The organism is Streptomyces sp. NBC_01363, assembly GCF_026340595.1.
Taxonomy (GTDB): domain Bacteria; phylum Actinomycetota; class Actinomycetes; order Streptomycetales; family Streptomycetaceae; genus Streptomyces.
Genome location: NZ_JAPEPF010000001.1, coordinates 6068579 through 6094800 on the forward strand (window position 1 = coordinate 6068579; position 26222 = coordinate 6094800).

Annotated in this window: 25 protein-coding genes and 8 pseudogenes; 12 read left to right on the forward strand and 21 right to left on the reverse strand. The window is 67.8% G+C overall.

From position 1 onward, the window contains the following. Positions 1–49: 49 nt before the first annotated feature. Positions 50–244 (forward strand): annotated as a pseudogene (locus tag OG611_RS27820) (transposase family protein); the annotation flags it as partial. A gap of 53 nt (positions 245–297) precedes the next feature. On the opposite strand, the gene OG611_RS27825 reads toward OG611_RS27820, so the two are convergent. From OG611_RS27825 to OG611_RS27840, 4 genes are all read right to left on the reverse strand, one after another. After that, positions 298–570, reverse strand: coding sequence for a DUF6225 family protein (locus tag OG611_RS27825; protein ID WP_266425242.1), 273 nt, complete (start codon positions 568–570; stop codon positions 298–300). Positions 571–725: 155 nt separating this feature from the next. Beyond that, entirely contained in the window at positions 726–1157 is a 432-nt protein-coding gene (locus tag OG611_RS27830; RefSeq protein ID WP_266425245.1) for a DUF6083 domain-containing protein, read from the reverse strand. A gap of 531 nt (positions 1158–1688) precedes the next feature. Continuing rightward, a complete protein-coding gene (locus OG611_RS27835; protein WP_266425248.1) occupies positions 1689–2345 on the reverse strand; it encodes a hypothetical protein in 657 nt (218 codons plus the stop codon). 861 nt (positions 2346–3206) lie between these two features. After that, positions 3207–3479 carry a DUF6225 family protein gene (locus tag OG611_RS27840; protein ID WP_266425250.1) on the reverse strand — a complete coding sequence of 91 codons (273 nt, stop codon included), beginning with the start codon at positions 3477–3479 and terminating at the stop codon, positions 3207–3209. 187 nt (positions 3480–3666) lie between these two features. Between OG611_RS27840 and OG611_RS27845 the strand changes: the two are divergent. Next, positions 3667–4029: pseudogene (locus OG611_RS27845) on the forward strand (transposase); the annotation flags it as partial. 171 nt (positions 4030–4200) lie between these two features. Here OG611_RS27845 and OG611_RS27850 read toward each other — a convergent pair. Both OG611_RS27850 and OG611_RS27855 read right to left on the reverse strand, forming a co-directional pair. Further along, a pseudogene (locus OG611_RS27850) lies at positions 4201–4479 on the reverse strand (DUF6204 family protein); the annotation flags it as partial. Between the two features lie 56 nt (positions 4480–4535). Further along, positions 4536–5264 carry a TetR/AcrR family transcriptional regulator C-terminal domain-containing protein gene (locus OG611_RS27855; RefSeq protein ID WP_266425253.1) on the reverse strand — a complete coding sequence of 243 codons (729 nt, stop codon included), beginning with the start codon at positions 5262–5264 and terminating at the stop codon, positions 4536–4538. A 97-nt stretch (positions 5265–5361) separates the two neighbouring features. Here OG611_RS27855 and OG611_RS27860 point away from each other — a divergent pair, with 97 nt between their 5' ends. Both OG611_RS27860 and OG611_RS27865 read left to right on the forward strand, forming a co-directional pair. Further along, positions 5362–6909: an MFS transporter gene (locus OG611_RS27860; protein WP_266425256.1), complete on the forward strand. Its 1548-nt coding sequence runs from the start codon at positions 5362–5364 to the stop codon at positions 6907–6909. 18 nt (positions 6910–6927) lie between these two features. Then, entirely contained in the window at positions 6928–8094 is a 1167-nt protein-coding gene (locus tag OG611_RS27865; protein WP_266425258.1) for an IS630 family transposase, read from the forward strand. Here OG611_RS27865 and OG611_RS27870 read toward each other — a convergent pair. Further along, positions 8057–8515: pseudogene (locus OG611_RS27870) on the reverse strand (transposase); the annotation flags it as partial. The gene OG611_RS27865 and the pseudogene OG611_RS27870 sit on opposite strands and share 38 nt — an antisense overlap. A 50-nt stretch (positions 8516–8565) precedes the next feature. Here OG611_RS27870 and OG611_RS27875 point away from each other — a divergent pair. Continuing rightward, positions 8566–10647 carry an ISAzo13 family transposase gene (locus OG611_RS27875; RefSeq protein WP_266425261.1) on the forward strand — a complete coding sequence of 694 codons (2082 nt, stop codon included), beginning with the start codon at positions 8566–8568 and terminating at the stop codon, positions 10645–10647. A gap of 15 nt (positions 10648–10662) precedes the next feature. On the opposite strand, the pseudogene OG611_RS27880 reads toward OG611_RS27875, so the two are convergent. From OG611_RS27880 to OG611_RS27890, 3 genes and pseudogenes are all read right to left on the reverse strand, one after another. Then, positions 10663–10920 (reverse strand): annotated as a pseudogene (locus tag OG611_RS27880) (transposase); the annotation flags it as partial. A 38-nt stretch (positions 10921–10958) separates the two neighbouring features. Continuing rightward, complete coding sequence (locus tag OG611_RS27885) at positions 10959–12536, reverse strand: ISL3 family transposase (protein ID WP_266425263.1); 1578 nt, start codon at positions 12534–12536, stop codon at positions 10959–10961. 61 nt (positions 12537–12597) lie between these two features. Beyond that, positions 12598–12849: a hypothetical protein gene (locus OG611_RS27890; RefSeq protein WP_266425266.1), complete on the reverse strand. Its 252-nt coding sequence runs from the start codon at positions 12847–12849 to the stop codon at positions 12598–12600. Between the two features lie 13 nt (positions 12850–12862). Here OG611_RS27890 and OG611_RS27895 point away from each other — a divergent pair, with 13 nt between their 5' ends. Then, positions 12863–13870: an IS30 family transposase gene (locus OG611_RS27895; RefSeq protein ID WP_266425269.1), complete on the forward strand. Its 1008-nt coding sequence runs from the start codon at positions 12863–12865 to the stop codon at positions 13868–13870. On the opposite strand, the gene OG611_RS27900 is transcribed toward OG611_RS27895, so the two are convergent. From OG611_RS27900 to OG611_RS27910, 3 genes are all read right to left on the reverse strand, one after another. Continuing rightward, a complete protein-coding gene (locus tag OG611_RS27900) occupies positions 13780–14442 on the reverse strand; it encodes a transposase (protein WP_266426281.1) in 663 nt (220 codons plus the stop codon). The genes OG611_RS27895 and OG611_RS27900 overlap by 91 nt on opposite strands. Before the next feature lie 561 nt (positions 14443–15003). Beyond that, positions 15004–15837 carry a transposase family protein gene (locus OG611_RS27905; protein ID WP_266425272.1) on the reverse strand — a complete coding sequence of 278 codons (834 nt, stop codon included), beginning with the start codon at positions 15835–15837 and terminating at the stop codon, positions 15004–15006. A gap of 58 nt (positions 15838–15895) precedes the next feature. Further along, positions 15896–16378 carry a hypothetical protein gene (locus OG611_RS27910; protein ID WP_266425275.1) on the reverse strand — a complete coding sequence of 161 codons (483 nt, stop codon included), beginning with the start codon at positions 16376–16378 and terminating at the stop codon, positions 15896–15898. Positions 16379–16705: 327 nt separating this feature from the next. On the opposite strand from OG611_RS27910, the gene OG611_RS27915 reads away from it, so the two are divergent. Both OG611_RS27915 and OG611_RS27920 read left to right on the forward strand, forming a co-directional pair. Beyond that, on the forward strand, positions 16706–16873 hold the full coding sequence (locus OG611_RS27915; protein ID WP_266425278.1) for a hypothetical protein: 168 nt from the start codon (positions 16706–16708) through the stop codon (positions 16871–16873). A 61-nt stretch (positions 16874–16934) separates the two neighbouring features. Further along, positions 16935–17177 carry a hypothetical protein gene (locus OG611_RS27920; protein WP_266425280.1) on the forward strand — a complete coding sequence of 81 codons (243 nt, stop codon included), beginning with the start codon at positions 16935–16937 and terminating at the stop codon, positions 17175–17177. A 1-nt stretch (position 17178) separates the two neighbouring features. On the opposite strand, the gene OG611_RS27925 is transcribed toward OG611_RS27920, so the two are convergent. Together OG611_RS27925 and OG611_RS40945 are read right to left on the reverse strand one after the other, a co-directional pair. Beyond that, positions 17179–17469 carry a hypothetical protein gene (locus OG611_RS27925; protein WP_266425282.1) on the reverse strand — a complete coding sequence of 97 codons (291 nt, stop codon included), beginning with the start codon at positions 17467–17469 and terminating at the stop codon, positions 17179–17181. Positions 17470–17478: 9 nt separating this feature from the next. Then, positions 17479–17727, reverse strand: a pseudogene (locus OG611_RS40945) (ATP-dependent DNA ligase); the annotation flags it as partial. 197 nt (positions 17728–17924) lie between these two features. Between OG611_RS40945 and OG611_RS27930 the strand changes: the two are divergent. Beyond that, positions 17925–19727 (forward strand): transposase, encoded by a 1803-nt coding sequence (locus OG611_RS27930; RefSeq protein WP_266425285.1) that lies wholly within the window; start codon positions 17925–17927, stop codon positions 19725–19727. Positions 19728–20021: 294 nt separating this feature from the next. Here OG611_RS27930 and OG611_RS27935 read toward each other — a convergent pair. Beyond that, positions 20022–21137: pseudogene (locus tag OG611_RS27935) on the reverse strand (FAD-dependent oxidoreductase); the annotation flags it as partial. A gap of 53 nt (positions 21138–21190) precedes the next feature. On the opposite strand from OG611_RS27935, the gene OG611_RS27940 reads away from it, so the two are divergent. Then, on the forward strand, positions 21191–21883 hold the full coding sequence (locus OG611_RS27940) for a TetR/AcrR family transcriptional regulator (RefSeq protein WP_266425288.1): 693 nt from the start codon (positions 21191–21193) through the stop codon (positions 21881–21883). A gap of 523 nt (positions 21884–22406) precedes the next feature. Here the strand turns inward: OG611_RS27940 and OG611_RS27945 are convergent. The 4 genes from OG611_RS27945 to OG611_RS27960 all read right to left on the reverse strand — a co-directional run bounded on the left by OG611_RS27945 (position 22407) and on the right by OG611_RS27960 (position 24311). Next, positions 22407–22748 carry a MazG nucleotide pyrophosphohydrolase domain-containing protein gene (locus OG611_RS27945; protein WP_266425292.1) on the reverse strand — a complete coding sequence of 114 codons (342 nt, stop codon included), beginning with the start codon at positions 22746–22748 and terminating at the stop codon, positions 22407–22409. A gap of 51 nt (positions 22749–22799) precedes the next feature. After that, positions 22800–23132, reverse strand: coding sequence for a DUF6233 domain-containing protein (locus OG611_RS27950; protein ID WP_266425294.1), 333 nt, complete (start codon positions 23130–23132; stop codon positions 22800–22802). 2 nt (positions 23133–23134) lie between these two features. Beyond that, the gene (locus OG611_RS27955) at positions 23135–23365 is read right to left on the reverse strand and encodes a hypothetical protein (protein WP_266425297.1); all 231 of its coding nucleotides are present in this window, start codon (positions 23363–23365) and stop codon (positions 23135–23137) included. A 184-nt stretch (positions 23366–23549) separates the two neighbouring features. Further along, a complete protein-coding gene (locus OG611_RS27960) occupies positions 23550–24311 on the reverse strand; it encodes a DUF4232 domain-containing protein (protein ID WP_266425300.1) in 762 nt (253 codons plus the stop codon). Positions 24312–24537: 226 nt separating this feature from the next. Here OG611_RS27960 and OG611_RS27965 point away from each other — a divergent pair, with 226 nt between their 5' ends. Next, positions 24538–24810: a DUF6225 family protein gene (locus OG611_RS27965; RefSeq protein ID WP_266425032.1), complete on the forward strand. Its 273-nt coding sequence runs from the start codon at positions 24538–24540 to the stop codon at positions 24808–24810. Positions 24811–24995: 185 nt separating this feature from the next. Here the strand turns inward: OG611_RS27965 and OG611_RS27970 are convergent, their stop codons facing one another. Next, positions 24996–25340 carry a hypothetical protein gene (locus OG611_RS27970; protein WP_266425303.1) on the reverse strand — a complete coding sequence of 115 codons (345 nt, stop codon included), beginning with the start codon at positions 25338–25340 and terminating at the stop codon, positions 24996–24998. A 128-nt stretch (positions 25341–25468) separates the two neighbouring features. Between OG611_RS27970 and OG611_RS27975 the strand changes: the two are divergent. Then, positions 25469–26203 (forward strand): annotated as a pseudogene (locus OG611_RS27975) (helix-turn-helix domain-containing protein); the annotation flags it as partial. Positions 26204–26222: the final 19 nt, after the last annotated feature.

A 26222-nucleotide genomic window follows, 5' to 3' on the forward strand; every position in this document is an offset into this window, starting at 1 on the left:
CCACCCACGCCGCTCCACGCGCAGCCCAGGACCCCGACCTGTCCCGTGACTCAAACGCCCACCGGGCGGCGAACTCACCCTCACCCAGCGCACCGTCAACCGGGCCCTGGCCGCTGCGAGGGCACCAGTCGAACGCGGCATGGCACGACTGAAGTCCTGGCAGATCTTTCGCAGATCCCGCATCAGCCCCAACCGCATGACCGTCATCGCCAAAGCCGTCCTCACCCTGGAGAGGCAACGCTGAAAACGCTCACTGTTGCGACGGCCGCTGACAGGCTGCGGGAGAACGCAGCAGGTTCAGTCGAGCAGGTCGTACTCCCCGGGCGTCCAGTCGGCGAACAGGGTGAGCGCCTTCTCCTTCTCGGCCCGTTCGGGCGTGGTGCCAGTGGCCGGCCACCAGTTCTCGACGTGGTGGGCGTCGACGAGGACGGATTCGCGGTACCCGCCGAAGTCGCCGGGGTCTTCGGCGACACCGATGTGAATGGGGGTGTCGTCGGGCAGGTCCTTGATGGCTTCGCGGAGTTGCGCGGCGTTCCATACCTGCGGGGTGTGGTCAAAGACGTCGGTCATGCGCACAGAGTGCCGGGCTGGGCGGCGTTGCTGATGGAGACACGGCCGTACCCCGGGCCAGAGCGCTGATCCGGGGTACAGGGGGCTGGGTTGAAAAGCTGATCACCGATGGTGATGCAGGCCCAGCCGGTGGACACCGTACCGGGCGGCCGCGGTCAGCCGGCGTCGGGGAGGGCCCAGCCGTCGGGGAGGTTGAACAGGCGCTGCGCCCGGCGTTCGTTCTCCTGCCGGAGCACGGTGGTCCAGGGCCAGAGGTCATCGCGCGGGAGGTAGGGGCAGACCATGCGGTGCGCGATGCGGCACCGGGTTCCGGGTAGCGGTTCGGCGTCCCAGAGGTTCATCGCGGTCCCGTCCGTGGTGATGATCCAGCGCCGGCGCGGAGGGATCGTGTGCGCGGGGACGACGATCCGGGGTTCGAGAAGGACCCAGTGCCCGTCGTAGAGGGTGCGGTAGCGGTCTTGTGGGAGGCCGCAGTGCGGACAGCTGGGCGGTGCGGGTGGCGGCGGGGCGGTTGCGCCTTCGAGGGCGGCCTGGAGTGCGCTGTCGGGGCGGTCCGGACGGTCTGCGGTGTTCTCGGTGTCCCCCATGCTTCACAGGGTCCGGACGGGCCGTCAGGACCGGTAGGGCGCGATCCAGCCGTGCCGGGTGGGGCAGGAGCCGCCGGTGCGCCCGCAGGCGTCCCACGGGGCTTGTGGCGCCCCAGAGTTCACAGCTACGTGGGCCGGGACATGCGAGTGTGCGACATGCCGCACGTTCCTCTGAGGTCTTTGAGAGCTTACCCCTGTGGCCAGGGGCTTCTTCCTCCGTCGGGTGCTCTTCCGTCCGGTGACGGAACTTCTGGATTCTTGAAGCTTTCTCATCTCGCCCGACCGGCCTGCGGTCCGAGCGAAGGCGTGGAGGCTCGGGCCGGCGGCACTGGCAGTCGCAGGAGGCCCTCGCAAGCGTCAGGCGTCGGCAGGCCGCCCGCGACCTGGCCCGGCGGCGATGACGGGGTGTGACCGGCAGCCGTCGACCTCGTCCGGGGACCGACCGCTGATCGCCGCACAGAGGTGACTGGTCTCGTGCTCGGCGACACCGGGCCCGCGCAGATGACGTAGTTCCTGCCGCTTCTGGGGAAGCTATTTGATTTTCGCGGCGATGGTCCGGACGAACTCAGGGAGCACATCGTCCCGCCAGACGAAAGGTGCTGGGGCCAACTCGCCCTTGAAGGCCACGCTGCTCTGCCCGCCCACGGTGAACAGCAGCGGACCTTTGCGGCAGTTCCAACTTCCCTCGTAGGTACCGGTGATGACGCAGTGATCCGCGCCCTGTGCACCCTGGTTGGTACTGGATCCTGACACGAGGCGATCTTCGTAGCCGACAATCAGCTTGGGGTCGGCCACGGCCTCGATGCGGAACCAGAACTGGGTAGCGGCGTAGGTCTCGCCCGGAAGGCGCATGCTGTAGAGGCACTGGCCGGACTTGGACCTGTCACTCTCCTTCCACGAGGAGTCGGCAGCGAAGTCCTTGATCGACAAAGCGCTGATCGGACGGCTCTCCTGTTCGATGTCCTTGGCACCAGGGAAGATCGCCTTGATCTCCACCTGGTCCACGAACGAGCACGCGTCCGGCCACTGATTCGCGGCCAGGATTGCCCCACCCTTGAGTTCAGGAAGGTTGACAGTCGCATCTCGGGGGGCGGCCTTGCCTATCGCAACATCACCCTCGGACGGCATGTACGTAGCGACCAGGAGCGTCAGCAGCACGACATTTGACATCAACAGGGTGAGCATCATGGCTCTCTTCTTCCACATGGTGGCCGATTCTCCCCGAGCAGCGAGCTGATCGTCGACCGCATCCGCTGCACGGAGGCATCCCGCTGCCGGGAGATCCCGGACACAGCCGCAGAGGACACAGGAGCGTGCGGACAAGCCCACGGCGCGCGCCTACGCCCGGGACGGGCTTCCCGTGCCCGAGGTGAGCATCGTGGACCTGCGCCGCCAGTACACCCCCACAAGACCAGGACGCGGATGAGGGCGGGGATTCGCCCCGACGGTACCGGCACCGCTGGGTCGTCTCCGGGCACTGGCGCAGCCAGGCGCACGGCCCTGACCGGTCACTGCGTCGGAAGACATGGGTTCCGGCCCACATGAAGGGGCCTGACGGGGCGCCACTGCTGGCGACGGAGAAGGTGAACGTGTGGCGTCGATGACCGCCGCCCGTACCTGATTCGCGCGCATCAGGGCGGCGCCGCGTGAACCTGGTGGTAGTCCTGGACCACACCGCACTGACCGCTCTGTACCGTGCGGATCCCTTCCTCGCCGGCCTGTACATCAAGGCCTCCCGCAGCACTGGCCGCGTCATCGTCCCGTCGCTGTCGGTCCTTGCCGCGGAGCGGCAGGACACGGGTGCGGGCCGGCACGCGGCGTCCCTGCGGTTCGCGGAGAACGTTCCGTTCCGCGGTGGACGCGATGGACTGAAGACCCGTGGACTGGCCGGTGGCTCATGCTGCTGCGATCGCCTGGCACGCGGTGAAGGCGGGGGACCCGGTTGCTGTCCTGTCGCTGGAGCCTGAGCTGTACGCGGGGACCGGCATCACTCCGCTGAACCCCACCTGACCCCCGTACCCAGGGCGAGGCGCCGCGGCGGGTACCGGTTCAGTCCAGGCGGTCGTAGGCACCCGGCTCCCAGTCGGCGAACAGCGTCAGCGCCTCCGCCGTCTCGGTACGTTCCGGTGCTGTCGAGGTGGCCGGCCACCAGTTCTCCACCTGATGCGCGTCCACGAGGACGAAGTCCCGGTACCCGTCGAAGTCGCCGGGATCGCCTGCCACGCCGATGCGGATGGGCGCATCATCGGGCAGGTCCTTGAGCGCGTCGCGAAGCCGCGCGGCATTCCATACCTGCGGGGTGTGCTCGAAGACATCGGTCATGGGCACAGCCTGACGGACCGAACCGCGCTGCCAGCGAAGACACGGCTGCGCCCCGGGCCAGAGCACTGATCCGGGGCACAGGAGGCTGGGGTGGAAAGGTGATCACCGGCGGTGAAACAGGCCCAGCCGGTGGACACGGGGCCGGCCGCGAAGCGGCCAGCCCCACCCATCTTGGAGGGGAGGGAAGTTGCCGCGGCGACGCTGCTATCCCTCCGACACCTGGGACGACGAGTGGGCACTGATCGAGCCGTTGCTGCCGACGCCCGCCTGCGAAACGAGGGCGGGCGGCCGTCCGGAGAAGCATCCCCGCCGGGAGATCGTGGACGCGATCAGATACGTGGTCGACACCGGCTGCAAGTGGCGGGCCCTGCCGAAGGACTTCCCGCCCTGGCGCACGTGCTACGGGTTCATGGCCCGCTGGGCCGCGGCCGGCGTCGTCGGCCAGATCCGGGACCAGCTCCGAAAGCGCGTTCGCCGCGAGATGGGCAAGGCGCCCGGAGCGGTCGCCACCGTCATCGACTCCCAGTCGATCAAGGCCGCCGAGACCGTACCCGTAGCCGCTCGACGCACACGCAGATGGTGCTGCGTCGGCTCCGCAGGACTCTTCGGTACGTAGACCGCGTTGTCCCCGCATCCGACCCTTGGCGTGATTGCCGCCTGTCAGATCACATTTCCGACCTGGTGGCGAGCCGTGATGGCGGGAGGTGAGGACAGAGGTCGGTCAGCGTCGGGGGCGTCGGATTTTCATGTCGTCGAGGCTGGTGGCGGTGCCGCGTAGCGTGTTGTGGCGGATTCCGCGGTGGGCCAGGTCGGCAGCTGCCCTGTCGCAGGCCCGTTGGACCGCGGCGGCGTCATCGGCGTCGGCGGGTTGCCGCACGACGCAGCGGAACGTGAAATTTCGTGGCGGCAGCTCGTAGATAAGGGTTCCCTCGTCGGTCAACGTGGTGTTGAGGATGTTGTGTTCGGCGGCGGTCTCGATGAGTGCGGCACGCTGGGTCTCGTCGAGGTCGGAAAGGTGCCGCGGACGATGACGCGGTAGGTGCGGTCACTCATGGGTCAGGGCTTCCCTTCGAGGGGGGCGGGTTCAGCTGTCGGATGTGCGTGGTTCTCGGTGAGCAGGGCTGCCAGTCCGTCGAGGAGGCGTTCGAGGCCGAAGGTGAAGCGGTCCTCCATGGACGGGGCGGTGAGGTCGCCGGCCAGGGCGACGAGGTTCGGGAAGGTCGTTTCCGGTAGTCCGCGCAGTCGGTTGGCCGCCGTCTGGGCGACTTCGGAACGGCTGGCGCCCTCGGTCTCGGATGCGGAGATGGGTGACTGTTCCTGGAGCACGAAGCCCTGGACGAATGCGCCGAGGAGGTAGTTGGCCAGGGCGGCGTCGGCGTCGGAGAATCCGGCATCGCGTAGCCGGTCCAATTGTTCCTCCATGAGACGCAGCAGGTTCGGGCCGAGTGCGAGCCGCCCTGCGACGACCTTGGCGGAGTCGCGTTTGGCCAGCAGGTGCTGCCGGTAGCGCAGTGAGGACTGACGGAGTTGCTCCCGCCAGTCGCCCTGTCTGGGTGGCAGCTCGGCGTCAGCCATGAGCGCGTCGGTGAGCAGGTCCAGTAGCTGTTCCTTGTTGCGGACGTGCCAGTACAGGGAGGCTGCCTTCACTCCCAGTTCGGCGGCGACCTTGCGCATCGACAGCCCGCTGATGCCTTCACGTTCCAGCACTCGCAGGGCCGCCGCAACGAGCGTCTGGCGGGTCAGTCCTGGCTGTGCAGCGCCCTCAGCTGCGCTGTCTCGTGCCACTGTCCACCTCCGTTGAAAGAAAACCAGTTTGCAATCTAACACCGTTAGGGGCAGTCTGGCGGCTCTGGATGGCCAACTAACACTGTTAGGGAATGTGATGGAGGAGTTCACGTCCGGGCGCAAGAGGCTCGTGCTTGCAGCCTTGTGCGCCACGATGTTCATGGCGATGCTCGACAACGTCATCGTCAACAACGCCCTGCCCCGCATCGGGCAACAGCTGCACGCCGGTGTCAGCGGACTGCAGTGGGTGGTCGAGGGCTACAGCCTGGTCTACGCCGCCCTCCTGCTCACCGGCGGCACGCTCGGTGACCGGTACGGCCGCAAACGGATCTTCCTCACCGGGCTGGCGCTGTTCACTGCGGGATCGGCGGCGGCAGCACTGTCCGGTTCGATCGGACTGCTGATCGCCGCACGGATGCTGCAAGGACTCGGCGCGGCACTGCTCACGCCGGGCAGCCTGTCGATTCTGCGGCACGTCTTCACCGACGAGAAGGAGCGGGCCCGGGCTGTCGGGCTCTGGTCCGGTGTCTCCGCCCTGGGCCTGGCGATCGGCCCGGTCCTGGGCGGGCCGATGGTGGACGCGTTCGGATGGGCCAGCGTGTTCTGGATCAACGTCCCGATCGGAGCGGCAGGGCTGCTGCTTGCCGCCTGGGTGCTCCCGGAGTTCGCAGGCCGGGCCAGGAGAGTGGACCTTCCGGGCCAGCTGCTCTCGGTGCTGGGCTTCGGCGCCCTGGTCTACGCACTCATCGAAGGACCAGCCCGCGGCTGGACCGACACTCGCGTCCTGACCCTCGCAGCGGCGGCAGTAGCCCTCCTGGCTTTCGTCGCGGTCGAACTCCGCACCACCGACCCCATGCTCGACCTGCACTTCTTCCGGGACCCGGTGCTCAGCGGAGCCGCCGTGAGCGGATTCATGATCAGCTTCGGCATGTTCGGTGCGTCGTTCTTCCTGCCGTTGCTCATGCAGGATGTGATGGGCTGGACACCGTCGAACGCGGGCCTGGCGGGGCTGCCCATGACCGCGATGATCGTCATCGCCGCACCGCTGTCCGGCACGCTCACCGCACGCTGCGGTTCCCGGATTCCTCTGGTGACCGGCCTGACCCTGTGCGCCGCGGCTCTCGGCGGCCTCTCGCTCTACGGTGAGCACGCCCGCTACCTGGAGTATCTGTGGGTGTTGCTCGCCATGGGACTCGGCATGGGGATGACCTTCACACCGGTGTCCGTCATGGTCATGAAGCGCGTCCCCCTCGCCCAGGCCGGTATGGCCTCTGCGACCCTCAACATGCTGCGCGAGATCGGCGGCGTCGTCGGCGTCGCCGCCCTGGGAGCCGTCCTCACCAGCCGCCTGGCCGCCACGTTGACCGGATCGCTCGATCGGCTCGACGTTCCCCCCGAAACCCGCCACGGCATCGAAGACTCGGTCGCCGGCACGGGAGCAAACGGAACCCAGGCCCTGCCCGCACCCGTCCATGACGCCGTGAACGCCGCCTTCGTCGAAGGGCTCCATCTGGCACTGCGCTGCGGCGGCGCTGCCATGGTCACCGCAGCTGTGCTCGTGGCCGTCCTCCTCCGCCCGGCATCAAGCCAGGCCACCGCGCCCGCCGGCGAACCGACACAGCAAGACGAACCGGCTTACCAGTAAGAGGAGGACAAGCGGGGGATGGGGCAGGCGACGGCGGTGGCCGTGGTGCTGGACGAGGCCACCCTCAGGCGGTTGGAGCGGACCGTCGCGTCCGCATCCGGGCAAGTCCGGCAGGTACTACGGGCCAGGATCGTGCTGGGTGTGGCGGACGAACTGACGAACGGCCAGATTGCTGTTGCCTGCGCCACCAGCGTGAACACGGTGCGCAAATGGCGTGGCCGCTTCGCGCTTCACGGGCTGCCCGGGTTAGACGACGCCCACCGCCCGGGGCGCCCGAAGCTCTACGGGCCCCAAGCGCGCGTCCAGATCGTGGCCACAGCCACCAGCGCGCCGCCATACCCGGAGTCGACCTGGTCCCACTGGCGGATCGCCGGGCGTCTGGCGGACCTCGGGATCTTGAGCTCCCAGGTCGGACGGATCCTGAACGACCTGGACACCCGCCCGCACCGGGTCCGCGGCTGGCTCACTCGCCGCGACGACCCCGCGTTCTGGGAGCGGACCATCGACGTGTGCGGCCTGTACCTGGCACCGCCGCCCGGAACCGTGCGGATCTCGATTGACGAGAAGACCTCCGTCCAGGCCAAGTCCCGCAAATACGCCGGCCAGAGCGCCGCTGTTGGCCGGCCCGCACGCCAGGAGTTCGAGTACATCCGCCACGGCACCGTCTCGATCATCGCCGCGATGGACATCGACACGGGCCAGGTCATCACCGAGTCAATATCCCGCAACAACTCGGTGACCTTCGTTGAGTTCCTCGGCAGGCTCGACGCCACCATCGACCCAGCCAAGGAGATCCATCTCGTACTCGACAACGGCTCAAGCCATACCGCGAAACACACGAAAGCCTGGTTCCAGGCCCATCCGCGCTGGCATCTCCACCGGACCCCGCCGCATGCCTCCTGGCTCAACGTGATCGAGATCTGGTTCTCCACTCTGACCAAACGCGTGCTGCGCTACGGCGACTTCCCCAGCCGCAGCGACCTCATTGACAAGATCGAAGCATTCACGATCCTGCACAACGAGACAGCCAGGCCCTACCGATGGACATACGACGGCACCCCACGCCGACCCAGTCCCACCGGTCGGGCTCGCCGGGGCGGGCTTCGTAGGGTCTGTCAAAGGAACGGTGTAACTCAGGTTGTTGGAGTTACTGACGGGCTGCGGAGAGGCGGCCGTCGAAGGTGATGTCGAAGGCGTTGAGTGCGGTCTTCCAGCGCATGGTCCAGCGGGCCTGGCCCTTGCCGGTGTGGTCCAGGGACATGATCGCCATGTAGACGCACTTCATCGCGGCCTGCTCGTTGGGGAAGTGGCCGCGGGCCTTGACCGCCCGGCGGATCCTGGCGTTCACGGACTCGATCGCGTTCGTCGTGCACACGATGCGGCGGATCTCGGTGTCGAAGCGGAGGAACGGGGTGAACTCTTCCCACGCGTTCTCCCAGAGCCGCACGATCGCCGGATACTTCCGGCCCCAGGCGTCGGCGAACTCGGCGAACCGCTCGAGGGCGGCCTCCTCAGTCGCCGCGGTGTAGACGGGCTTGAGGAGTTTGGCGATCTTGTCCCAGTCCTGGCGGGCGGCATAGCGGAAGGAGTTCCGCAGCAGGTGGAGCCGTACGGAAACAAGGTGTTGTCTCCGACTGGGTGTCTCGTTGACCTGGTATGGCGATTTCGGAGGGGATGCGCGGTCAACTCGCCGTGCGGTTCGAGGTGTTGTTGCCGCATCTGGACGAGCGGCAGAGGCGTCTGCTGCTGGCTGCAGAGGCGAGGTTGCTGGGGCATGGCGGTGTCCGGACCGTCGCGCAGGTCGCAGGTGTGAGCGAAACCACGGTCCGCAGGGGTGTCTTCGAGCTGGAGGCGGGCGAGGCCCCGCCGGCCACAGGACGGACTCGCAGACCGGGTGGAGGTCGCAAGCGGGCCGAGGAGATCGATCCGGGGCTGCTGCCCGCGCTGTTGGCGCTGGTCGAGCCGGATGAGCGGGGTGATCCGATGTCGCCGCTGCGGTGGACGACGAAGTCGTTGCGGAACCTCGCAGACGAGCTGGCCTGTCAGGGTCATCCGGTCTCCGCGATGACGGTGGGGCGGCTACTCAAGGACAGCGGCTTCAGCCTCCAGGCCCAGGCCAAGACGTTGGAGGGCGAGCAACACCCGGACCGGGACGCCCAGTTTCGCTACATCAACGAGCAGGTCAAACGGCATCAGGCCGACGGTGAGCCGGTCATCAGCGTGGACACGAAGAAGAAGGAGATGATCGGCCAGCTGCCCAACCCGGGCCGGCAGTGGCGGCCGAAGGGCGACCCGGTCCGGGTCGATGACCACAGCTTCTTCTCCGGGCCGACCGGCGAGGCCGCCATCCCTTACGGCGTCTACGATCTTTCGGCAGACACCGGCTGGGTCAACGTCGGCACCGACCACGACACCTCCACGTTCGCGGTCGCCTCGATCCGCCGCTGGTGGCAGGTGCGGGGCCGACTGGACTATCCACGGGCCAGACGGCTGCTGATCACTGCGGACGCGGGCGGTTCCAACGGCTACCGCTACCGCGTCTGGAAGGCGGAGCTGGCCAAGTTCGCCGCCGAGACAGGTCTGGCCGTCACCGTCTGTCACTTTCCGCCAGCTACTTCGAAGTGGAACAAGATCGAGCACCGGCTGTTCTCCCACATCACGATGAACTGGCGGGGCCGCCCGCTGACCAGCTATGAAGTCGTCGTCAACGCCATCGCCTCGACCCGGACCCGCAGCGGGCTGCGGGTCGAAGCCGAACTCGACACCGGCCGCTACCCCCTGGGGCTCGCGATCAGCAAGGCCCAGTTGAGGAGGCTGCCGATCGAGTACCACGACACGCACGGCACCTGGAACTACACCGTCCGCCCCGACGGCCCCCTCGATGAGGAGCCCGTGCAGGCCACCGACCGGGAGAAGGCCCGTCGACGTGTCCTCGACCTGCTGGCCGAGCCGGCCCTGACCGGGCTGAGCCGCGAGGAACTCACAGCCCTGACCGCGAAGATCACACCCGAGCTGGGCTCTCTGCGCGAGGACCGCCTGCACCGCAAGCGCGGCGGGCCGCGCCGCCATGCGGCCGGAGACAACAAGCGCCCGGTCCTCACCCCCGCGGACCGTGTCCTACTGAGCGTGATCTACCTGCGGCACGTGTGCTCGCAGAACCTGCTGGCCGAGATGCTGGGCCTGTGTCAGCGCACGATCGGCCCCTCGGTCAAGGAAGTGCGACGGCTCCTCCAGGAACACGGCATCTCCCTCACGCCCACCACCCTGTGCTTCTCAAGCGGCCAGGAGATCGAGGATTTCGTACGCACCGGGGCCCCGGTCACCGCCCGGCTCCAGCGCACGCATCGCCTGGCCGACCCGGCCCTGACCGGGATGGAACGCAGTGACCTCGCCTCCCTCATCGACCAACTCTCCCTCCAGCAAGCCGCTTTGATCGAGCGGCGTCGACACCAGCAGCGGGGCGGCCCACGCCAGCCCGGCACCCGCGGAGGCGTCTTCCGGCAGAAGATCACCGACGCCGAACGCCTCCTGGCCGCCGTCCTCTATCAGCGCAAGCTCGGCACCCGACAGGTCCTGGCAGACGCCTTCGGCGTCAGCCTCGGCACCCTCAACAACGCCCTCGCCGACGCCCAACCCGTCCTGCACGAAGCCGGGATCACGCTGCCGCCCGGCCCGACCCGCTTCACCACCGGCGCCGAGCTCCTGGCATCCGTCGACAGCGACACACCGACAAGTTGATTCTTTACGGCTCCGGTGGACCACGCAGGTCTGCACGACCGTGCGGGGCCAGACGTTCTCAACGGCGTCGGGCAGGCCCTTGAGCCCGTCGCAGACGAGCATGAGGACGTCGTTCACGCCGCGGTTCTTGATCTCGGTGAGGATGTGCATCCAGTGTTTGGCGCCCTCGCCGCCGTCGCCGGCCCACAGGCCGAGGATGTCCCGCCGGCCTTCGGTCGTGACCGCCAGGGCCACGTAAATGGGCCGGTTGGCGACCGCGCCGTCGCGGATCTTGGTTCTGTCGACGATCTTGTGATCCGGACGGTCGAGGCTCACCGTGTGAGCAGGACGCGTTTGCGAAGGAGATCGAGGCTGGCCCTGCCGAACATCTGGCGTTTCAGCATCTTCAGCCGGTTGATGTTGCCCTCGACGGCACCGGAACTGTGCGGCAGGGACAGCCCGTTGCGGACCGCGTCGAAGTCGCGGCGGAGGTTGCGGGCGAAGCCCGCAAGCGGAGCCAGACTGTCCCGTTCGACGTCGGTGATCCACTCTTCGAGGCGGTCGCCGTGACGACCGGTCATCATTGCGGCGAACCTCCTGATGTAAAGAGTGAGCCGGTCGAGTTCGGGATCGCGCTCACACAGCCGGTGCAGCTTGCCGGCGTCCTCGTCCCGCAGGTGCTCGGGGTGGGTCATCATCCAGGAGGTGACCTCGCGGACCGATGGAGGCTTCGGTCCCGGGTCGGGTGCGTGTCCGCGCCCGGTCCGGTAGCGCCGCAGATGCCGCTGAACAGCCAACTCGCCGCCGGGATAGCCGATTTGCTGGATTTCGCGGTAGAGCTGGGCGGCGTTCCTGACGCCCTCATTCCAGCGCCGGTGCAAGTAGCCGACGTACGGGTCGACAACATGCGCTCGTTGGAGGTTCTTGGCCACGACATCATCGGCGGAGCGGGCGTTGACCAGTTTACGGACCGTGGCCTGGTGCAGCCCGAGCTTCCGGCCGATCGCCGCCTTCGACATCCCCTGCTGCCACAGCTCATGGGCGGCAGCATGCTGCTCACGCAGCCGGATCACGATCTTCAGGTCTTTCGGTGGCTGGACCACTTCGGGCTCCACCTCCGCGTGGTCGGGGCCGGAGGCCGAGCCGGGAGGCGGTTCGGCCAGGCGGAAGCGATGGGCGTTGACCGTCTTCTCGACCGCCTGGCCGAGGTTGGCCCACAGGTGGTAGCGATCCGCGACCTGTTCGGCCTGCGGTGCCCCGACCCGAGCGCCCTCCGCGTAACCGCTGGAACGGTCCCGGCAAATGACCTTCACCTCTGGGTGATCGCGGAGCCAGGCAGCCAGGTCCTCGCCTTCGCGGCCGTCGTAGAGGTGCAGCGGCCGGTGGGTGGCCATGTCGATCAATACCGTGCCGTAGTGGCGGCCCTTGCGGAAGGCGAAGTCGTCGACGCCGAGGATCTCCACCTTGCCGATCTCCGGCTCGGGCAGAGCCCTGACCAGCCGCAACAGCGTGTCCTTTCCTACGGTGAGTCCGACCGCGGACGCCAGTCGGGCTCCTGCCCGGCCGGCCAGGGCCAGCCCGATCTGCGTCAACACCTCGCGCAGCAGCGGGGTATGCCGACTGTGCGGGGTGGTCAGTCCTGAGATCTGTTCGGCGAACGTCACCGCCGTGCAGGCAGGGTTCTCGCAGCGGAAGCGGCGCACGCACAACTCGATCACGACACCGAGCCCGCCCACGGCGACATCACGCAGCCTGCGTACGTACCGACCGTGCACCCGGGCCGAGCTCTGACCGCACCGACAGGAGCCAGTCGTCGCCCGCACCCGCGCTCTCAGCACTACCTGGTCCGGCCGCCGCTCGACCTCCTCGATCAGCAACGCGGACAGGTACGGAAACAGCTCGAGGAGCACATCACGAGAGCACGCGATGCATGATCGCGAACAGGCGGAGCAACGTGCTCAGCCGTCCGGATCACAAGATCGTCGACAGAACCCGGATCTTCACGTGGATGGCGTCGATGAAGACCACGGGATAGACAGCTTGAATTCCATCGGTGGTTGCGAACGTGCGAGGGGAGATGGTTCGCATGCCTCGTGGAGGAGCCAATCGCATGCCGTCGTCGGCCAGACGGCGGTACTTCGAGCTGCGGCGCAAGGGCCTGAAGGGGGCAGCGGCCGCCCGCCAAGTGGGCGTATCGGTGAGCTGCGGGTCCAACTGGTTCATCGATGCTGGAAGCATGATCATTCCTGACCCTCCCATCTCGCCACGCTTCCTGACCCAGGACGACCGGATCGCCATTGCCGACGGCCTGCGCGCCGGGCGGAGCCCGGTCGTCATCGCCGCCGAGATCGGCAAGAGCGTTTCGACGGTCTACCGGGAGATTGGACGCGGCCGGAAGGAGAACGGGGAGTACGAACCCTGGTGGGCACACAACCAGGCGCTCTTGCGTCGCCAACGCCCCAAAGAAGAGAAACTCCGCGACCACGGACCGCTGCGCGCGGCAGTGCGCGAGAAGCTCGACGAGAAGTGGTCCCCGCAGCAGATTGCTCGACACCTCGCACGCGAGCACCCGGACAACCCTCGCATGCGGGCCTGTCCGGAGACGATCTACCGTGGCCTGTTCGCTGGCCTTCTGGGCAAGGGTGAGGGCCGACTGCGCACCGGACGCACCCGCCGCAAGCGGCAACGCCGTGGCGTCGTCTCACCCAACAAGATTAAAAACATGACGCTCGTCCATGACCGACCCACCACGGTCAACGATCGTGAAACGCCCGGCGATTGGGAGGGAGACCTCATCATCGGACGCGCTCAGCGGTCCGCTATAGGAACCCTCGTCGACCGCACGACCCGCTTCGTTCGCCTGATCCACCTGCCGCACGGCTGGAAGGCCCAGCCGATGCGCGACGCCCTGGTCTCGCAGACCGCCGATCTGCCGCCAGCGTTGCGGCGGACCCTGACCTGGGACCAGGGGCGCGAGCTCGTCCTCCATGAAGAGATAGAGGCCCTCTCCGGCTTTCGGATCTATTTCTGCGATCCTCATTCTCCCTGGCAGCGCGGCACCAACGAGAACATCAACGGTCTGCTGCGGCAGTACTTCCCCAAGGGCACCGACCTTACGGTCCACTCCCTGCGCAACCTGACGGCCGTGGCCCGTCAGCTCAACGACCGCCCCCGAATGGTCCTGGGAGACCGTAGTCCGTCCGAGGTCATGCAAGACTGGGGCATAGCATCACAGTTTCCGTGATTCGCAATCACCGCTAGAAACCGCCCAGGGTCGAGGGGCCGGTTCTGCCACTCGGCCATGCCCTCGAGGACCTTGTCGGTGATCGTGGAGATCGTCTGGCGCGATACGTCGGCGCCATAGACCTCGGCCAGGTGGGCCTGAACCTCACCGGTCGTCAGGCCCTTCGCCGCGAGCGAGATGACCATCTCGTCCACGCCGGACAGACGCTTCTGCCGCTTCTTGACAATCTTCGGCTCGAAGCTGCCTTCCCGGTCTCGGGGCACGACTATCTCGACCGGGCCGACATCGGTCAGCACGGTCTTGGCCCGGGTGCCGTTGCGTGAGTTACCGCCGTTCTTCCCGGCCGGATCATGCTTGTCATAGCCGAGGTGGTCGGTGATCTCGCCCTCGAGAGCGGACTCCAGGAGCCGCTTGGTCAGCTGCTGGAGCAGCCCGCCCTCGCCGGTCAGCTGAAGGCCCTCGGCCTGAGCCCGTCCCACCAATTCATCGATCAGCCGGTCGTCCACAGACTTCGCCGGCACCGTCTCAGACGGCTCGACGGACTCGGCCTCGGTCACGTTATTGCTGGTCATCGATGCATCTTCCATGATCGGGAGTTACACCGAACGTTTTACAGTCCCGCTGACCTGCTGTTTCCGCTCACTTACCGAGCCGATGCAGCGATCGGCCGGCCGTCATCACAGAAGTTGTGCCAGAACCCTCTGTCGCGTACAGGGCCACTACGTCATGTGTTGCGGCACTTGGCCAGTTAATCCGTTTTGCGGCCAGCCGGCATTGAGGCGCTCGGACATCGGTCACGGTGGGACGTACGGGATGTGGGCCGACTCCCACCGCCCCGACTGGGGCGTGGTTCGCACCTGGATGGATATTTACCCCGGGTGTCCCACGCGAGAGGATCACTGTCGGCTCCGCGCATCGTGTGTGGCAGAGCCCAGCTCGGCCCTTCCCTCAGAACGAGCTACACCCGAAGCACTTCACGTCATCCCGCAGCAGATCAGGAACTCCGCCACGCTGCCGGGCTGCCCGTCATTGAGCATTGTTCATCTTGAAGTTGCAGGTCACCGGGCTGGCGTGGGTCGAGGCTGGGGTGCTCGCGCTGGTCGGGGGCGTGATCGGTAGCAGGTGATCGTCCGTCAACGCTGGACCTCGGCGTTTGTCAGCACGAGGAGAGCCCGCAGAAGCATGGTCGCGTGGCGGGCGTTCATGCGGACCTTGGTGAGGATCCGCCAGTTCTTCAGATCGGCGAAGCCGTGCTCGTTCGCCGCTCGTTCGCGGCTGACCAGCCGGTTCGCCTCCTTCTGGGCGGCAGTCAGGGGATGGCCGCGGGTCGCTTTGCGGCCGGTGACGATCACCGGGTCGTCGGGATTGTCGTCCAGGCCAACGAAGCCGAGGTCGGCGAGCACCCCCAGGCCGGCCTCCCGCAGGTGGGCGGTGATCTTGTTGTGGCGGGCAGTGGTGATCTCCGAGCAGCGCCCCGGCTTCGCCGCCGAGATCCACACCAGGTTGCCGCGCTCGTCGGTCAGGGCGAGGAACAGCAGGCCGTGGGCCTTGTGTTTGCCCGAGTAGTTCGGCCGGTTGGCGTCCCCGGTGCGTCGGCGAGTACGGACGAGGGTGCCGTCGAGCAACACAACGACGCCACCCTTCCGGGCGATTTTCTTCAGGGCGCGGTCCAGGCGCGGGGCCCGCGCGGCGAGCAGGCCGAGCACTTCCAGCAGCCAGCGGCGCACGGTGGAGGCGGAGACGTCGTTGCCGCCCGCGATGTCGGAAAGCCGCTGGTCGTGGCGGAGGCCCGCCAGGACGATCAGGGCGATCCGGCCGGGCGGGAGCTTGCGCCAGCGCGAGCGGATCTTCTTCAGGTGACCGCGGACCAGGCCGGAGACCAGGTCCAAAGTGGCGCTCGACAGCGGCAGGCGGCACTGGTAGACAAGCCCTTCAGTGCCCTCGACGGGGCGGTTTTTCCTTCGCATGGACACCCCAACTCCCGTCGGGGGCCTGCACGTTACGCCGAAATCCAGCCGCGACCGGTCAGACCGGCGGCTGCGGCAGGGCAGTGAAGCGGCCGGCTGGGGTGCGGTGCAGCCAGCCCCGGTCCGCCAGGCGCCTGAGCTTGTCGCGGACCGGCTCGACCTGCCCGGGCTGGGTGCCCCTGCCGAGTTGGACGCTGACGTCCTTGGCCGGGACCGGCTCCGAAGCCGCGGTCACCATCTTCATGATCGCCTGGTAGTCGGCGGGCAGCGCGCTCTCGTCCACGCCCGGCTCGCGGTGCGGGACCAGCAGCATCCCGCCCGCACCCGGTGCCGTCGTTACCCGTTCCAACTCCTCAGCCACGGCCCGGTCGTCAGCCTGCCCGCTCCGCTCGGCCTCGATGAACTGCCCGATCACCACCTCGGAAGCCTCCAGCCGGGCCACCTCGGCATCGATCCCGGCGAGCTCCTTGCGCAGCCGCTCGGCGCGATCGGCCAGCACCACCACCCTCCGCTGCATCACCCAGACCAGAACATCCGCCATCAATAGCCCCTTCCCGCCCGTGCTTCCTCGGAGCTTACGAAGCCCTCTGGACCCGGCATCGCGATTCCGGCGAACCGGCAATGCGCCGGATGATCACCTGCTACCGATCACGCCCCCGACCGGCACGAGCACCCCAGCCTCGACCCACGCCAGCCCCGTGACCTGCAACTTCAAGATGAACAATGCTCAATGAGGTCGGCGATCAGGGGCGCGGGAGGCATCAGGCCGGTACTTGGCCTGCCGCTCACCGACTTGGTCGCCGGAGCCGAACGGCCAGCGGCCACAACCGGTACCTGGGCGTCACAACAATGACGGCCGTCGGGCTGGGTGCTGGCGAAGGCCGGCGGCGGGCCCGGCCGGGGTGTCGTGCACCTGGCCGACTGGACCGCAACGAAGCTCCGCTGGAAGCTGACCGCGGACGACAAGGAGCGGGCCGCGCTGGAGAAGCTCGCCAAGGGCTGCACAAACACCGTGAAGTACGAGGTTGCCCCGTAGCCCGAACCAATGTCAGTGGTCGGTGCGATCCTGCCCGCATGGACGGGCTGATGCGGCGCCGGTGTATGGCGCCGACCACAACGACCCCGACCCCGGCCCGCAGCCCGGACACGAATACGTGGAACTGGTCGGCGGCCCACTGGACGGGCTGCTCCTTGACGCCACCGGCTGGGCAGCTGAGGAACGAGCAACCGGGACCATGCTGATCACGGAGATCGGCGCCTGTGGTCCGGGCGGCCGAGCCGAGTACGAGCCCAGGCCTGGCACACCGGACAGGTGGGACTGGCAGGGCGACGTGCCGTAACTCACCGCATCCGGGTCACGATCAGCGTCCCATACCGGCCTGCCCCGGCCAGCACCTCGACGACCAGGTCCGTCTCCACCCGCGTGTACGTCTCCCCCTGCGTCCGGCGGTCTCCCACCACAGTCGAACTGGTCAGGGCCAACCCGATACGTGCCGCGAGAACGGGCGCCAGCCGCGCCGACAACCGGACCGGACCGCCCTCGTCCCCCACCGCGAGCGCCAGGTGGTGCGGCCGGAGCCGGGGCCCCGTGAACCCGACCACCAGTGCGTCGACCGTGTCCGCGTGCCGCACCTTGACCCACCCCCTGCGCCGTCCCGACGGGTAGCTTGCTCCGCCCCGCTTGCAGACGATTCCTTCGATGCCCTGCTCGCGCAGGGCGTCGTACCAGAGCGCGGCGACGTCCCGGTCGTCGGTTGCCGGAACTGCCTGGATCGGTGGTTCGGCATCGGCGAGGAGCTCCAGGAGGAAGGCGCGGCGCTCGGTGTACGGGCGACTTCGACAGTCACCGATCGCCGGGTCAGGGTGCTGCAGGACGTCCCAGCAGATGTAAGAGGCCGGGTACCAGGGCGCGGGCCCGGGTCACGGATGACGCGGCCCGTGACTGCGCGGCTGCGAAGTCGAGCCGGCCGTCCCGCCAGATCACCGCCTCCAACTCTGCTGCGCAATTCGCTGCGGGGGTGAGGTCGGGTCCGTGATGATCGTTCTTGAGGTCGCTTCTCTGTCGTGCGGCCGTGGAGGCGGTACGGATGTCGATGCGGCCGGTGGGGCTGCCGGAGATCCCGGAACAGACCGTGGCGGTGGCGCGGGCGGCGTTCCCGAAGGGAAGCCTGGCGATACGGGTGCGGGACCGCCTTGCGGAAGTCTTCGTCGCCGAGCCGTTCGCGGGGGCATTCGGGGTGCGTGGGGCTCCGGGGCTGTCGCCGGGGGTGTTGTCGCTGGTGACGGTGTTGCAGTTCGCCGAGGACCTCACTGATCGACAGGCTGTGGCGATGGCGGTGCGGGCCATCGACTGGAAGTACGCGCTTGGGGCGGAGCTGACGGACACCGGCTTCGATGCCAGCGTGTTGTCCAGGTTCCGGGCCCGGCTCGCGGACAACGGCATGGAGCGGGTGGTCTTCGACCGGCTCCTTGAGCACTGCAAGGACGCCGGGCTGGTGGTGGCCGGGGGCAAGCAGCGCACCGATTCCACCCATGTGATCAGTGCGGTGCGGGACTTGAACCGGCTGGAGCTGGCCGGGGAGAGCGTGCGGGCGGCGCTGGAGGCTCTGGCGGTCGCGGCGCCGATCTGGCTGGCCGGACAGATCGACGTGCCGGAGTTCGCCGAGCGGTACGGACCGAGGACCGACGGCTGGCGGATGCCGTCCTCACAGGCCAAACGCGACCGCCTCGCCCAGGTCTTCGGCCAGGACGCCCTCGCCCTGTGCCGGGCGGCCTGGGCCGAGGACGCCCCGGTGTGGATCCATGAGGTCGAGGCGGTGCATCTGCTGCGGCAGGTCCTGGTGCAGACCTACATCATCCGGTCCGATGCCCGGGGACGGCAGGTGATCAGGAAGCGGGACGCCGACGACGGCGTCCCGCCCGGTCAACTCCGCCTGGCCTCCCCCTACGACGCGGACGCACGCTGGGCGGCCAAGGGCGATGACCTGTTCTGGATGGGCTACAAGATCCACCTCACCGAAACGTGCGGCACACTCCCCAACGCCAACGCCAACGCCGACGCCGACGCCGACGCCGACGCCGACGCCGACGCCGACGCCGACGCCGACGCCGACGCCGACGCCGACGCCGACGCCGACGCCGGGTCCGGGTCCGGGGCCGGGAGGATGCCGAATCTGATCACCGACGTGCACACCACCGACGCGACCGTGCCCGACGTGAAGGCGACCGCTCCCATCCAGCAGAGCCTCGCGGAGCACGGCGTGAAACCGGCCGAGCACTACCTCGACTCCGGCTACCCGTCGGCCGACCTGATCACCAAGGCCACGCAGGACGGTATCCGCATGGTCACTCCGGTCCTTCTGGACCACTCCGCGCAGGCCAAGGCGGCCGAAGGCTTCGACAAGAACGCCTTCACCATCAACTGGAAGACCCGCCAGGTCCGCTGCCCCGCCGGGAGGATCAGCTCCCACTGGAACCCCGTCCAGCAACACGGCACAGACGCCATCGTGGTCACCTTCAGCGTCCTGACCTGCCGCGACTGCCCCTTCCAGAAGCAGTGCACCACCTCGAAGACCGGCCGTCGCATGCTCACCCTCAGGCCCGAAGAACTCCACGACAACCTCGCCAGGGCCCGCGCCGAGCAGAAGACCGACACCTGGAAGAACAAGTACGCCCTCCGGGCCGGCGTCGAGGGCACCATCAACCAGGCCCTCGACATCACCGGCATCCGCCGGGCCCGCTACCGCGGCCTACCGAAAGTCCGCCTCCAACACGCCTTCTCCGCCACCGCGCTCAACGTGATCCGGCTCGACGCCCATTGGACCACCGGGCCACTCGACCGCGCCCGCCACAGCAGGCTCGAACGACTCAGCTACCAACTCTCCGCCTGACGAATTACGCAGCAGAGTCGCCTCCCCGTCCAAAACCGTGTCTGGCCTGAGCACCATGCTGGCGACGGCCAAGTCCATCCAGTGCTGGGTGACGCCCCTGCCGGACCGGGCGTACAGCACAACGGTCTCGCCGGTACGACGCAGCACCATCCCGTGGCCGCCGTTCTCCAGACTTTGAGGTGTCTCATGAGACAGTCCAGCGGTGGTCTTGCCGGAAGGGACTGCGGCGGTGTCGTACTGTCCCGTGAAGCCATGGCGAGCTGTTGGTGCTGGTGCCCTCGCGCTGTGCAGTCGGGATGGCTGGACTTGGTCGAAGAAGGCGAGGGCTTCGGAGGGATCCGGGCTCACAAGGCGTTCCAGACCGGCCGTCGTGATCTTCGCCCACCTGCTGGCCCGTGCCCACATCTGTTCCTCGAAGGCGCGGACGACCTCGTCCAGATCTTCAGGGCCGGTGGCGATGGACTCGGCGAGTTCGGCGCCTTCCAGCATCGCGAGGTTCGCGCCGGCCCCCAGTGGGGGCATCAGGTGGGCGGCGTCGCCCAGTAGCGTCACTCCGAAGACGTGGGTCCAGGTATGGGACACGGGCAGGACGTAGAGGGGGCGGTGGACGAAGGCGTTGCCGTGGCGGAGGAGGTTGAGGACGGGAGCGGCCCAGCCGTCGAACAGAGCCAGCAGGCTCGATCGCACGGCCTCGACATCGGCCAGGTCCAGGTTCGTGTGCCAGTCCAGCGGCGCGCGGAACTGGGCGTACACCTTGGCGTGGCCGCCGCTGTTGCGCTGGGCGACGAGAGCTCGGTTCACGCCGTACACAGCCACGGAACCGTCGCCGATCAGCCGGGCGAGGTCGGGGTGGCGGGTGTCTACGTCGTCGAGGGAGGCCTCGACATAGGTGACGCCGGTGTAGTGCGGTGTCGCCGACGAGACCGCCGGGCGGATCCGGGACCAGGCGCCGTCCGCGCCGATCACGAGGTCGAACGTCTCCTGCCGCCCGTCCGCGAAGTGGACCAGTACGCCGTCCCGGGTCCCCGGCACCACCTGCGTCACGCCCCGACCCCACTGGACGTCGAGAGGGCCGAGCAGCAGGTCACGGAGTTGCCCGCGGTCGATCTCGGGGTTGGCCTGTTCATCTGGACGGGGTCGCCAGTCGCGCAGGACAGTTCCGTCCGTGTCCAGGATGCGCATGGCCTGCCCCTCGGGACGGGACAGTGCCTGGAACTCCGCCAGCAGACCGGCCTTGTCCAGTGCGAGCTGGCCCAGCCCTTCGTGCAGGTCGAGCGTGCCGCCCGGGGGGCGGGCGTCGAGGGCGGGATCGCGTTCGAGGACGGCGACGGGGTAGCCATGGCGGTGCAGGACACGGGCGAAGGTAAGGCCGGCAGGACCGCTCCCGACCACTGCGATGCGATGCGTCATGCCGATACACTGTATTAGTTCATTACGATGTATCGCAACGGTACAATGTCACCATGACTGTGTGGGACCGGCCGGAGCCGCCGACTCAACCCGTGCCGCTCGACCGGGAGCGGATCGTCGCCGCAGCCATCGCGCTGGCCGACGAGGGCGGGCTAGAGGCGGTGTCCTTGCGTAAGATCGCCGCCCGCCTGGACGCCGGCCCCATGCGCCTGTACAGATACATCTCCACCAAGGAGGAGCTGTTCGACCTCATGGTGGACGAGGTCCACGCCGAGATCCGCGCCGAGGAGCAGCCCGGTGACTGGCGGGAGGCGTTGCACGTCCTCGCCCAGCGCACCAGGCAGGCCGCCCTCCGCCACGAATGGCTGGCCGACCTTCTCGGCGGTCGCCCGGCCCTGGGTCCGAACCGCCTTGCCGTGACCGAGGCCACGCTGGCCGCCTTCGACGGCCTCGCGGACATCGACACCGTCATGCGCGCCGTGGAGACTGTCAGCGCCTACTTCATCGGCGCGACCAGGCGCGAGATCGCGAACCTGCGGGCCGAGCGCGCCACGGGCCTGTCCAAGCTCGACTGGCAGCGGGCCTCCGGCCCGCATCTGACGAGAATGCTGGCCACCGGCCGCTTCCCGGCGCTGGCCAGGGCCGTGTACGACGGCACGGACGTGGACGCCGAGGCATCCTTCGCGACCGGCCTGGACTGGGTCCTCGACGCCGTGGCCGTCAAACTCACCACGCCGCCGGCGTGACGCTTTGCTCTTGCCCGAGCGCCAGTCGTGGGCATGATGCCGGTGGTCATTCTCGCACTGCGTGCCCACGATCGACGAAACCGGCTCGACCGGGCGCATCGCCTCATCCAGCAGGATCGGCGTACCCGGAGGCACCAGACGCCGGGCGAACAGAGCTGACAGCTCTGCCTGACTCAATCCAGCGACCTGGCCGACCTTCCGTTGGTCGGTGAAGAACAGCTGCACGTGACCCCGCAGAAATGCGTCACCACTCTGGCAACGGTCAGTCTTCCGATGCCGGTCGGAAGTGTGCTGGGAGATGCCGCGATGCCACTCGGATGAGACAACTTCAAGTGTCTGGAGAACCGTCCAGCTTCGGCTCGTACCACCAGCCCGGCCCCTGGGGCAGGACCGGGACGGCCTGGGCCAGTGCCACCTTGGTCGGGAACTCCACGGAACCGATCCTGCGAGCCCGGCGCCCGAGAAGCGCGTCGGGCGGTCCGTACGGCCTACGCCTGCTTGTGACCGAAGTAGGTCCTCGCACTCACGATGGTTCCTCATCACCGGCGAGCCGAATGTTGATCGCGGTCTCAAGCTCAGTCATCGTGCGGCGAAAGGCGGTCTCCAGATCGACGTCAAAGCGGCGAGCCAGAATGAGCACCGACCACAGACAGTCCGCGAGCTCATGCTCCAGCGCCACTCGCCCGCCCGGCATGTCCCGAGCTCCCTCTTCGGCCATGACCAGCTTGGCCAGGTCACCGACATCGCCCACGAAGCCGAGCATGAACTCTTCCCGTGTCCAGACCCGGCCCCGTTCACGCCGGTTCAGCCGGTCGTACAGATCATGTACTCGCATCGCCTGCTGCTGCAGCGCGTCAAGGCTCATCCGCGCCTCCCGCCGGTCCACGTCGGACCCACATGCTCTCAAGCCGGGCGTTCAGCCACACTGCTCCAGCCCCGTCTCGGGCCTGCAGATCTGGCACGGCTCGATGTCCGGCTCGGCCAGCGCGATCATCGCCTCCTCTCGGTCGAGGAATCCACCCTCGACCGGATACAGCGCACAGTCCCCGCGGTGCACCAGAGCCACCGACGACGACCGCTGCGGCTGGATCTTCCACCGCATCGCGGCGTGCGCCTGCTCCCAACGCCGCCGCTCCTGCTGCTCCGCGATCTCCAGTTCCCGGATCCGGCCCCGGACCTGACGCAGCTGCCACTCCAGCCAGTCGGCCAGGGCTTGGTTCTTGTCCAGGTCGGATATGCCGCCGGACACGGCTACGCCTCGGCCGGCTCGTGTGCGTGCTTGAGCGCCATACGTGCCGCAACACGGTCGCCGGCTTCGACGGAATCCCAGAAGGGATGTGTGGACACAGCGATGCTGAGCTCCCGGAGCCGGGCGCGGAAGCGGGTGACTTCCGCGGCCTGGTCCTCGGTGTACCCCGGGCTGTCCGGCTTCGCGGAGATGTAGTTGCTGTGGAGCTGCTTGTCGCTCTCCCAGCCGGGCATCGGCTCAGCCCGACCACGGCAGGGTCTTGGCGTACTCCTCGGACGCGGCACGGGTCTCGTCGAGGGCGGCCTGGGCGTCGAGGAGGTCCTGCGGGAAGGGGAAGGATTTCGGCACGCCGCAAGGGTGCGTCTGTTCGAATTTCGGATGCGAGTGGCGCGCCGAAACCCTACAAAACGGGCACGATCAGGTCTGGAGCGAGCCACCCTCGCCCCAGACCCGCACCCCGTCGCGCGGGTCACATCTCCTCCGGGCGCAGGTCGCGAACCCACCGCCTACTTGGTCGTGTGTGGGGTAGACCTGAACGTCGGTGTAGGCGCCCTTGATGTCCCCCGCGCCCGCGGGCCACTTCAGGTTCACGGTGTGGGTCTCGTTCGGGGGCGTCACCAGGATGTTGGTCGGGGACGCGAGGCTGTCGCCGGTGTTGTCGATGTCGTAGGCGAGGTCGAAGACAGCGGCGTCACCGGGCTTCAGGGTGGTGATACGCGGCTGGGCGTGGCCGCGCTCGATGGGGTTCGAGGTGTTGTCGGCGTCCTTGATGTCGACGCCGGCGAAGCCCGTCGCCGAGCAGGTGGTCGAACCCCGGTTGATCATGGTGATGTCGATCCTGCCGGAGTCCTCGTCGGGCGCGGCGTCCATGGCGTCGATGGCCAGGTCCTGCGTCTTGCAGAACGTGACCTTGCCGCCGGTCTTCATCGTGCCGTTCGCGGCTGCCTTCGCCTCGGTGTCCTCACCGGAGCCCGACTTCGCGTTGCCGGCCTCCGAGCCGCCGGAGCCCGGGCCGCCCTGCAACTTCGAGCCACCGTCCGAAGACGAAGAAGACGAGGACGAGGACGAGGAGCCCTTGGAGGACGAGTCCTTCCCGGAGCCGTCGCTGCCACAGGCGGTGAGCGAGAGGGCGGCGGCGACGCCGACGGCGGCAAGAGCAGTGACGCGGGTGTACTTCACGGTGTTCCCCCAGGAATAACGCGGTGCATGCGGTCGGAAATATTTGTATCCCGCACCGAGTCACAGGCGGCCCTCCACGACGTCTTCGTTCCGTCACAGGCGTATCGACCTCACGGTCCGCCAAGGCGTCACCGTACGGTCACCCGCCTGGCCCGAGTTCGACCTCTGGCCCCGGTCGTAGCCGTGTCTCCACCGGCAACGCGGTCCGGTCCGGCACTCTGTGCCCATGACCGACGTCTTCGAGCACACCCCGCAGGTCTGGAATGCCTCGCAGCTTCGCGACGCACTCAAGGACCTGCCCGATGACGCGCCCGTCCACATCGGCGTGGCAGACGACCCCGGCGACTTCGACGGATACCGGGACTTCGTCCTCGTGGACGCTCATCAGGTGGAGAACTGGTGGCCGCCCACCTCCACAGCGCCGGAACGTACCGAGACAGCACAGGAACTGACGCTGTTCGCCGACTGGGAACCGGGCGCATACGACCGTCTGGACTGAACCGGGACCTACCGCGGCGCCTCGCCCCGGGTAGGGGGTCAGGTGGGGTTCAGCGGAGTATTGCCGGGTACCCGCGTACAGCTCAGGTTCCAGCGACAGGACCGTGAACGGCTCCCCCGCCTTCACCGCGTGAAGCGCGCGACTGTTGTCACCGTGGCCTCGATCGTCTCTGGCTCAAGCCGTGATCAGCCAGCCTCCAGGGCATCGGCCCGCCTTTTTAGGTTTGCCGCGATGCCGTCCCAGTCCGGTCCGTGAAGCCACAGGTTCTCGGCAGCCTCGCGCATCAGCACCGGCTCGTCCGGCCGTTGCAACAACACCAGCCGAAAGGCCAGATTCCGGACCCAGACCGGCAACTGGCCGTCGACCACGTGCGGACTGAGCTCACGCAGCATCGCGAGGATCGCATTCGCGTCCGCGAAGGTCAGCTCCTCAACGAAGTAGTGCTCCCGGTGTTCCTGGTCGCACTCCGGCGTGGGCCCGTACTCGTCTCCGTAGAGACACCACGCGTGCTCCGTCAGGGTGCTGTGCATGTCCTGGAGCCTACGACGCCATGATCCGTCGACGGCCTAGTGCCGGATCAGGCAACGTTTGCCCTGTTGTGATGTGACGCGCCGTCCGGGTGCTGTGGTGGACGGCGCGTGGCCGTCATTCTGTCCGGGTGGCAGAACGAGTGCGTGTCCGAGAGATCGATGACGATGAGGGGCGGCGGCTGCTGCGGATTATCCGCAGAGGCACCGGGTCTGTGGTGACCTGGCGGCGGGCCCAGATGGTGCTGCTATCCGCGCAGGGCATGCCGGTGGCGAAGATCGCCGAGGTGTCGTTCACCAGCGACGACCGGGTCCGGGACGTGATCCACAACTTCAACGCCGACGGCTTCGACTCTCTGTATCCGAAGTACTCCGGTGGCCGGCCCAAGACGTTCACGCTGCCGGAGCGCCGTGAGATCAAGAAGATCGCGAAGTCCAAGCCGGCCGAGCACGACCTGCCGTTCTCGACCTGGAGCCTGTCCAAGCTGGCGGACTTCCTGGTCGCCGAGGGGGTGGTCGACGACATCAGCCACGAGGGTCTGCGCATCCTGCTCCGCGAGGAAGGCGTCTCCTTTCAACGCCTGAAGACCTGGAAGACCTCCCGTGATCCGGACTACGCGGCCAAGAAAGCGCGGGTTGAGCACCTGTACGCGATCGCCGACGGCGAGGTCATACCCGAGAACGGCGAGCCCGAAGTCATCTTCTGTATGGATGAGTTCGGGCCGCTCAACCTGATGCCCCACCCGGGCCGGCAGTGGGCCGAGCGCGGCGGCAGGCACAAGGACCCAGATCGCGAACCGCGCCGACGGCGGCGAGCGACCTGCAACCGTTACGGCGGGGTGCGACACCTGTTCGCCGCTCTGGATGACTCTGCTGCGCAATTCC

Bases quoted from the DNA above. Each gene is read 5' to 3' on its own strand.
- OG611_RS27825 (WP_266425242.1), bottom strand. From the start codon at position 570: ATGACCGACGTCTTTGACCACACCCCGCAGGTATGGAACGCCGCGCAA.
- OG611_RS27830 (WP_266425245.1), bottom strand. From the start codon at position 1,157: ATGGGGGACACCGAGAACACCGCAGACCGTCCGGACCGCCCCGACAGC.
- OG611_RS27835 (WP_266425248.1), bottom strand. From the start codon at position 2,345: ATGATGCTCACCCTGTTGATGTCAAATGTCGTGCTGCTGACGCTCCTG.
- OG611_RS27840 (WP_266425250.1), bottom strand. From the start codon at position 3,479: ATGACCGATGTCTTCGAGCACACCCCGCAGGTATGGAATGCCGCGCGG.
- OG611_RS27860 (WP_266425256.1), top strand. From the start codon at position 5,362: ATGGAGGAGTTCACGTCCGGGCGCAAGAGGCTCGTGCTTGCAGCCTTG.
- OG611_RS27865 (WP_266425258.1), top strand. From the start codon at position 6,928: ATGGGGCAGGCGACGGCGGTGGCCGTGGTGCTGGACGAGGCCACCCTC.
- OG611_RS27875 (WP_266425261.1), top strand. From the start codon at position 8,566: ATGGCGATTTCGGAGGGGATGCGCGGTCAACTCGCCGTGCGGTTCGAG.
- OG611_RS27890 (WP_266425266.1), bottom strand. From the start codon at position 12,849: ATGAACCAGTTGGACCCGCAGCTCACCGATACGCCCACTTGGCGGGCG.
- OG611_RS27895 (WP_266425269.1), top strand. From the start codon at position 12,863: ATGATCATTCCTGACCCTCCCATCTCGCCACGCTTCCTGACCCAGGAC.
- OG611_RS27900 (WP_266426281.1), bottom strand. From the start codon at position 14,442: ATGACCAGCAATAACGTGACCGAGGCCGAGTCCGTCGAGCCGTCTGAG.
- OG611_RS27905 (WP_266425272.1), bottom strand. From the start codon at position 15,837: ATGCGAAGGAAAAACCGCCCCGTCGAGGGCACTGAAGGGCTTGTCTAC.
- OG611_RS27910 (WP_266425275.1), bottom strand. From the start codon at position 16,378: ATGGCGGATGTTCTGGTCTGGGTGATGCAGCGGAGGGTGGTGGTGCTG.
- OG611_RS27930 (WP_266425285.1), top strand. From the start codon at position 17,925: ATGTCGATGCGGCCGGTGGGGCTGCCGGAGATCCCGGAACAGACCGTG.
- OG611_RS27940 (WP_266425288.1), top strand. From the start codon at position 21,191: ATGACTGTGTGGGACCGGCCGGAGCCGCCGACTCAACCCGTGCCGCTC.
- OG611_RS27945 (WP_266425292.1), bottom strand. From the start codon at position 22,748: ATGAGCCTTGACGCGCTGCAGCAGCAGGCGATGCGAGTACATGATCTG.
- OG611_RS27955 (WP_266425297.1), bottom strand. From the start codon at position 23,365: ATGCCCGGCTGGGAGAGCGACAAGCAGCTCCACAGCAACTACATCTCC.
- OG611_RS27965 (WP_266425032.1), top strand. From the start codon at position 24,538: ATGACCGACGTCTTCGAGCACACCCCGCAGGTCTGGAATGCCTCGCAG.
- OG611_RS27970 (WP_266425303.1), bottom strand. From the start codon at position 25,340: ATGCACAGCACCCTGACGGAGCACGCGTGGTGTCTCTACGGAGACGAG.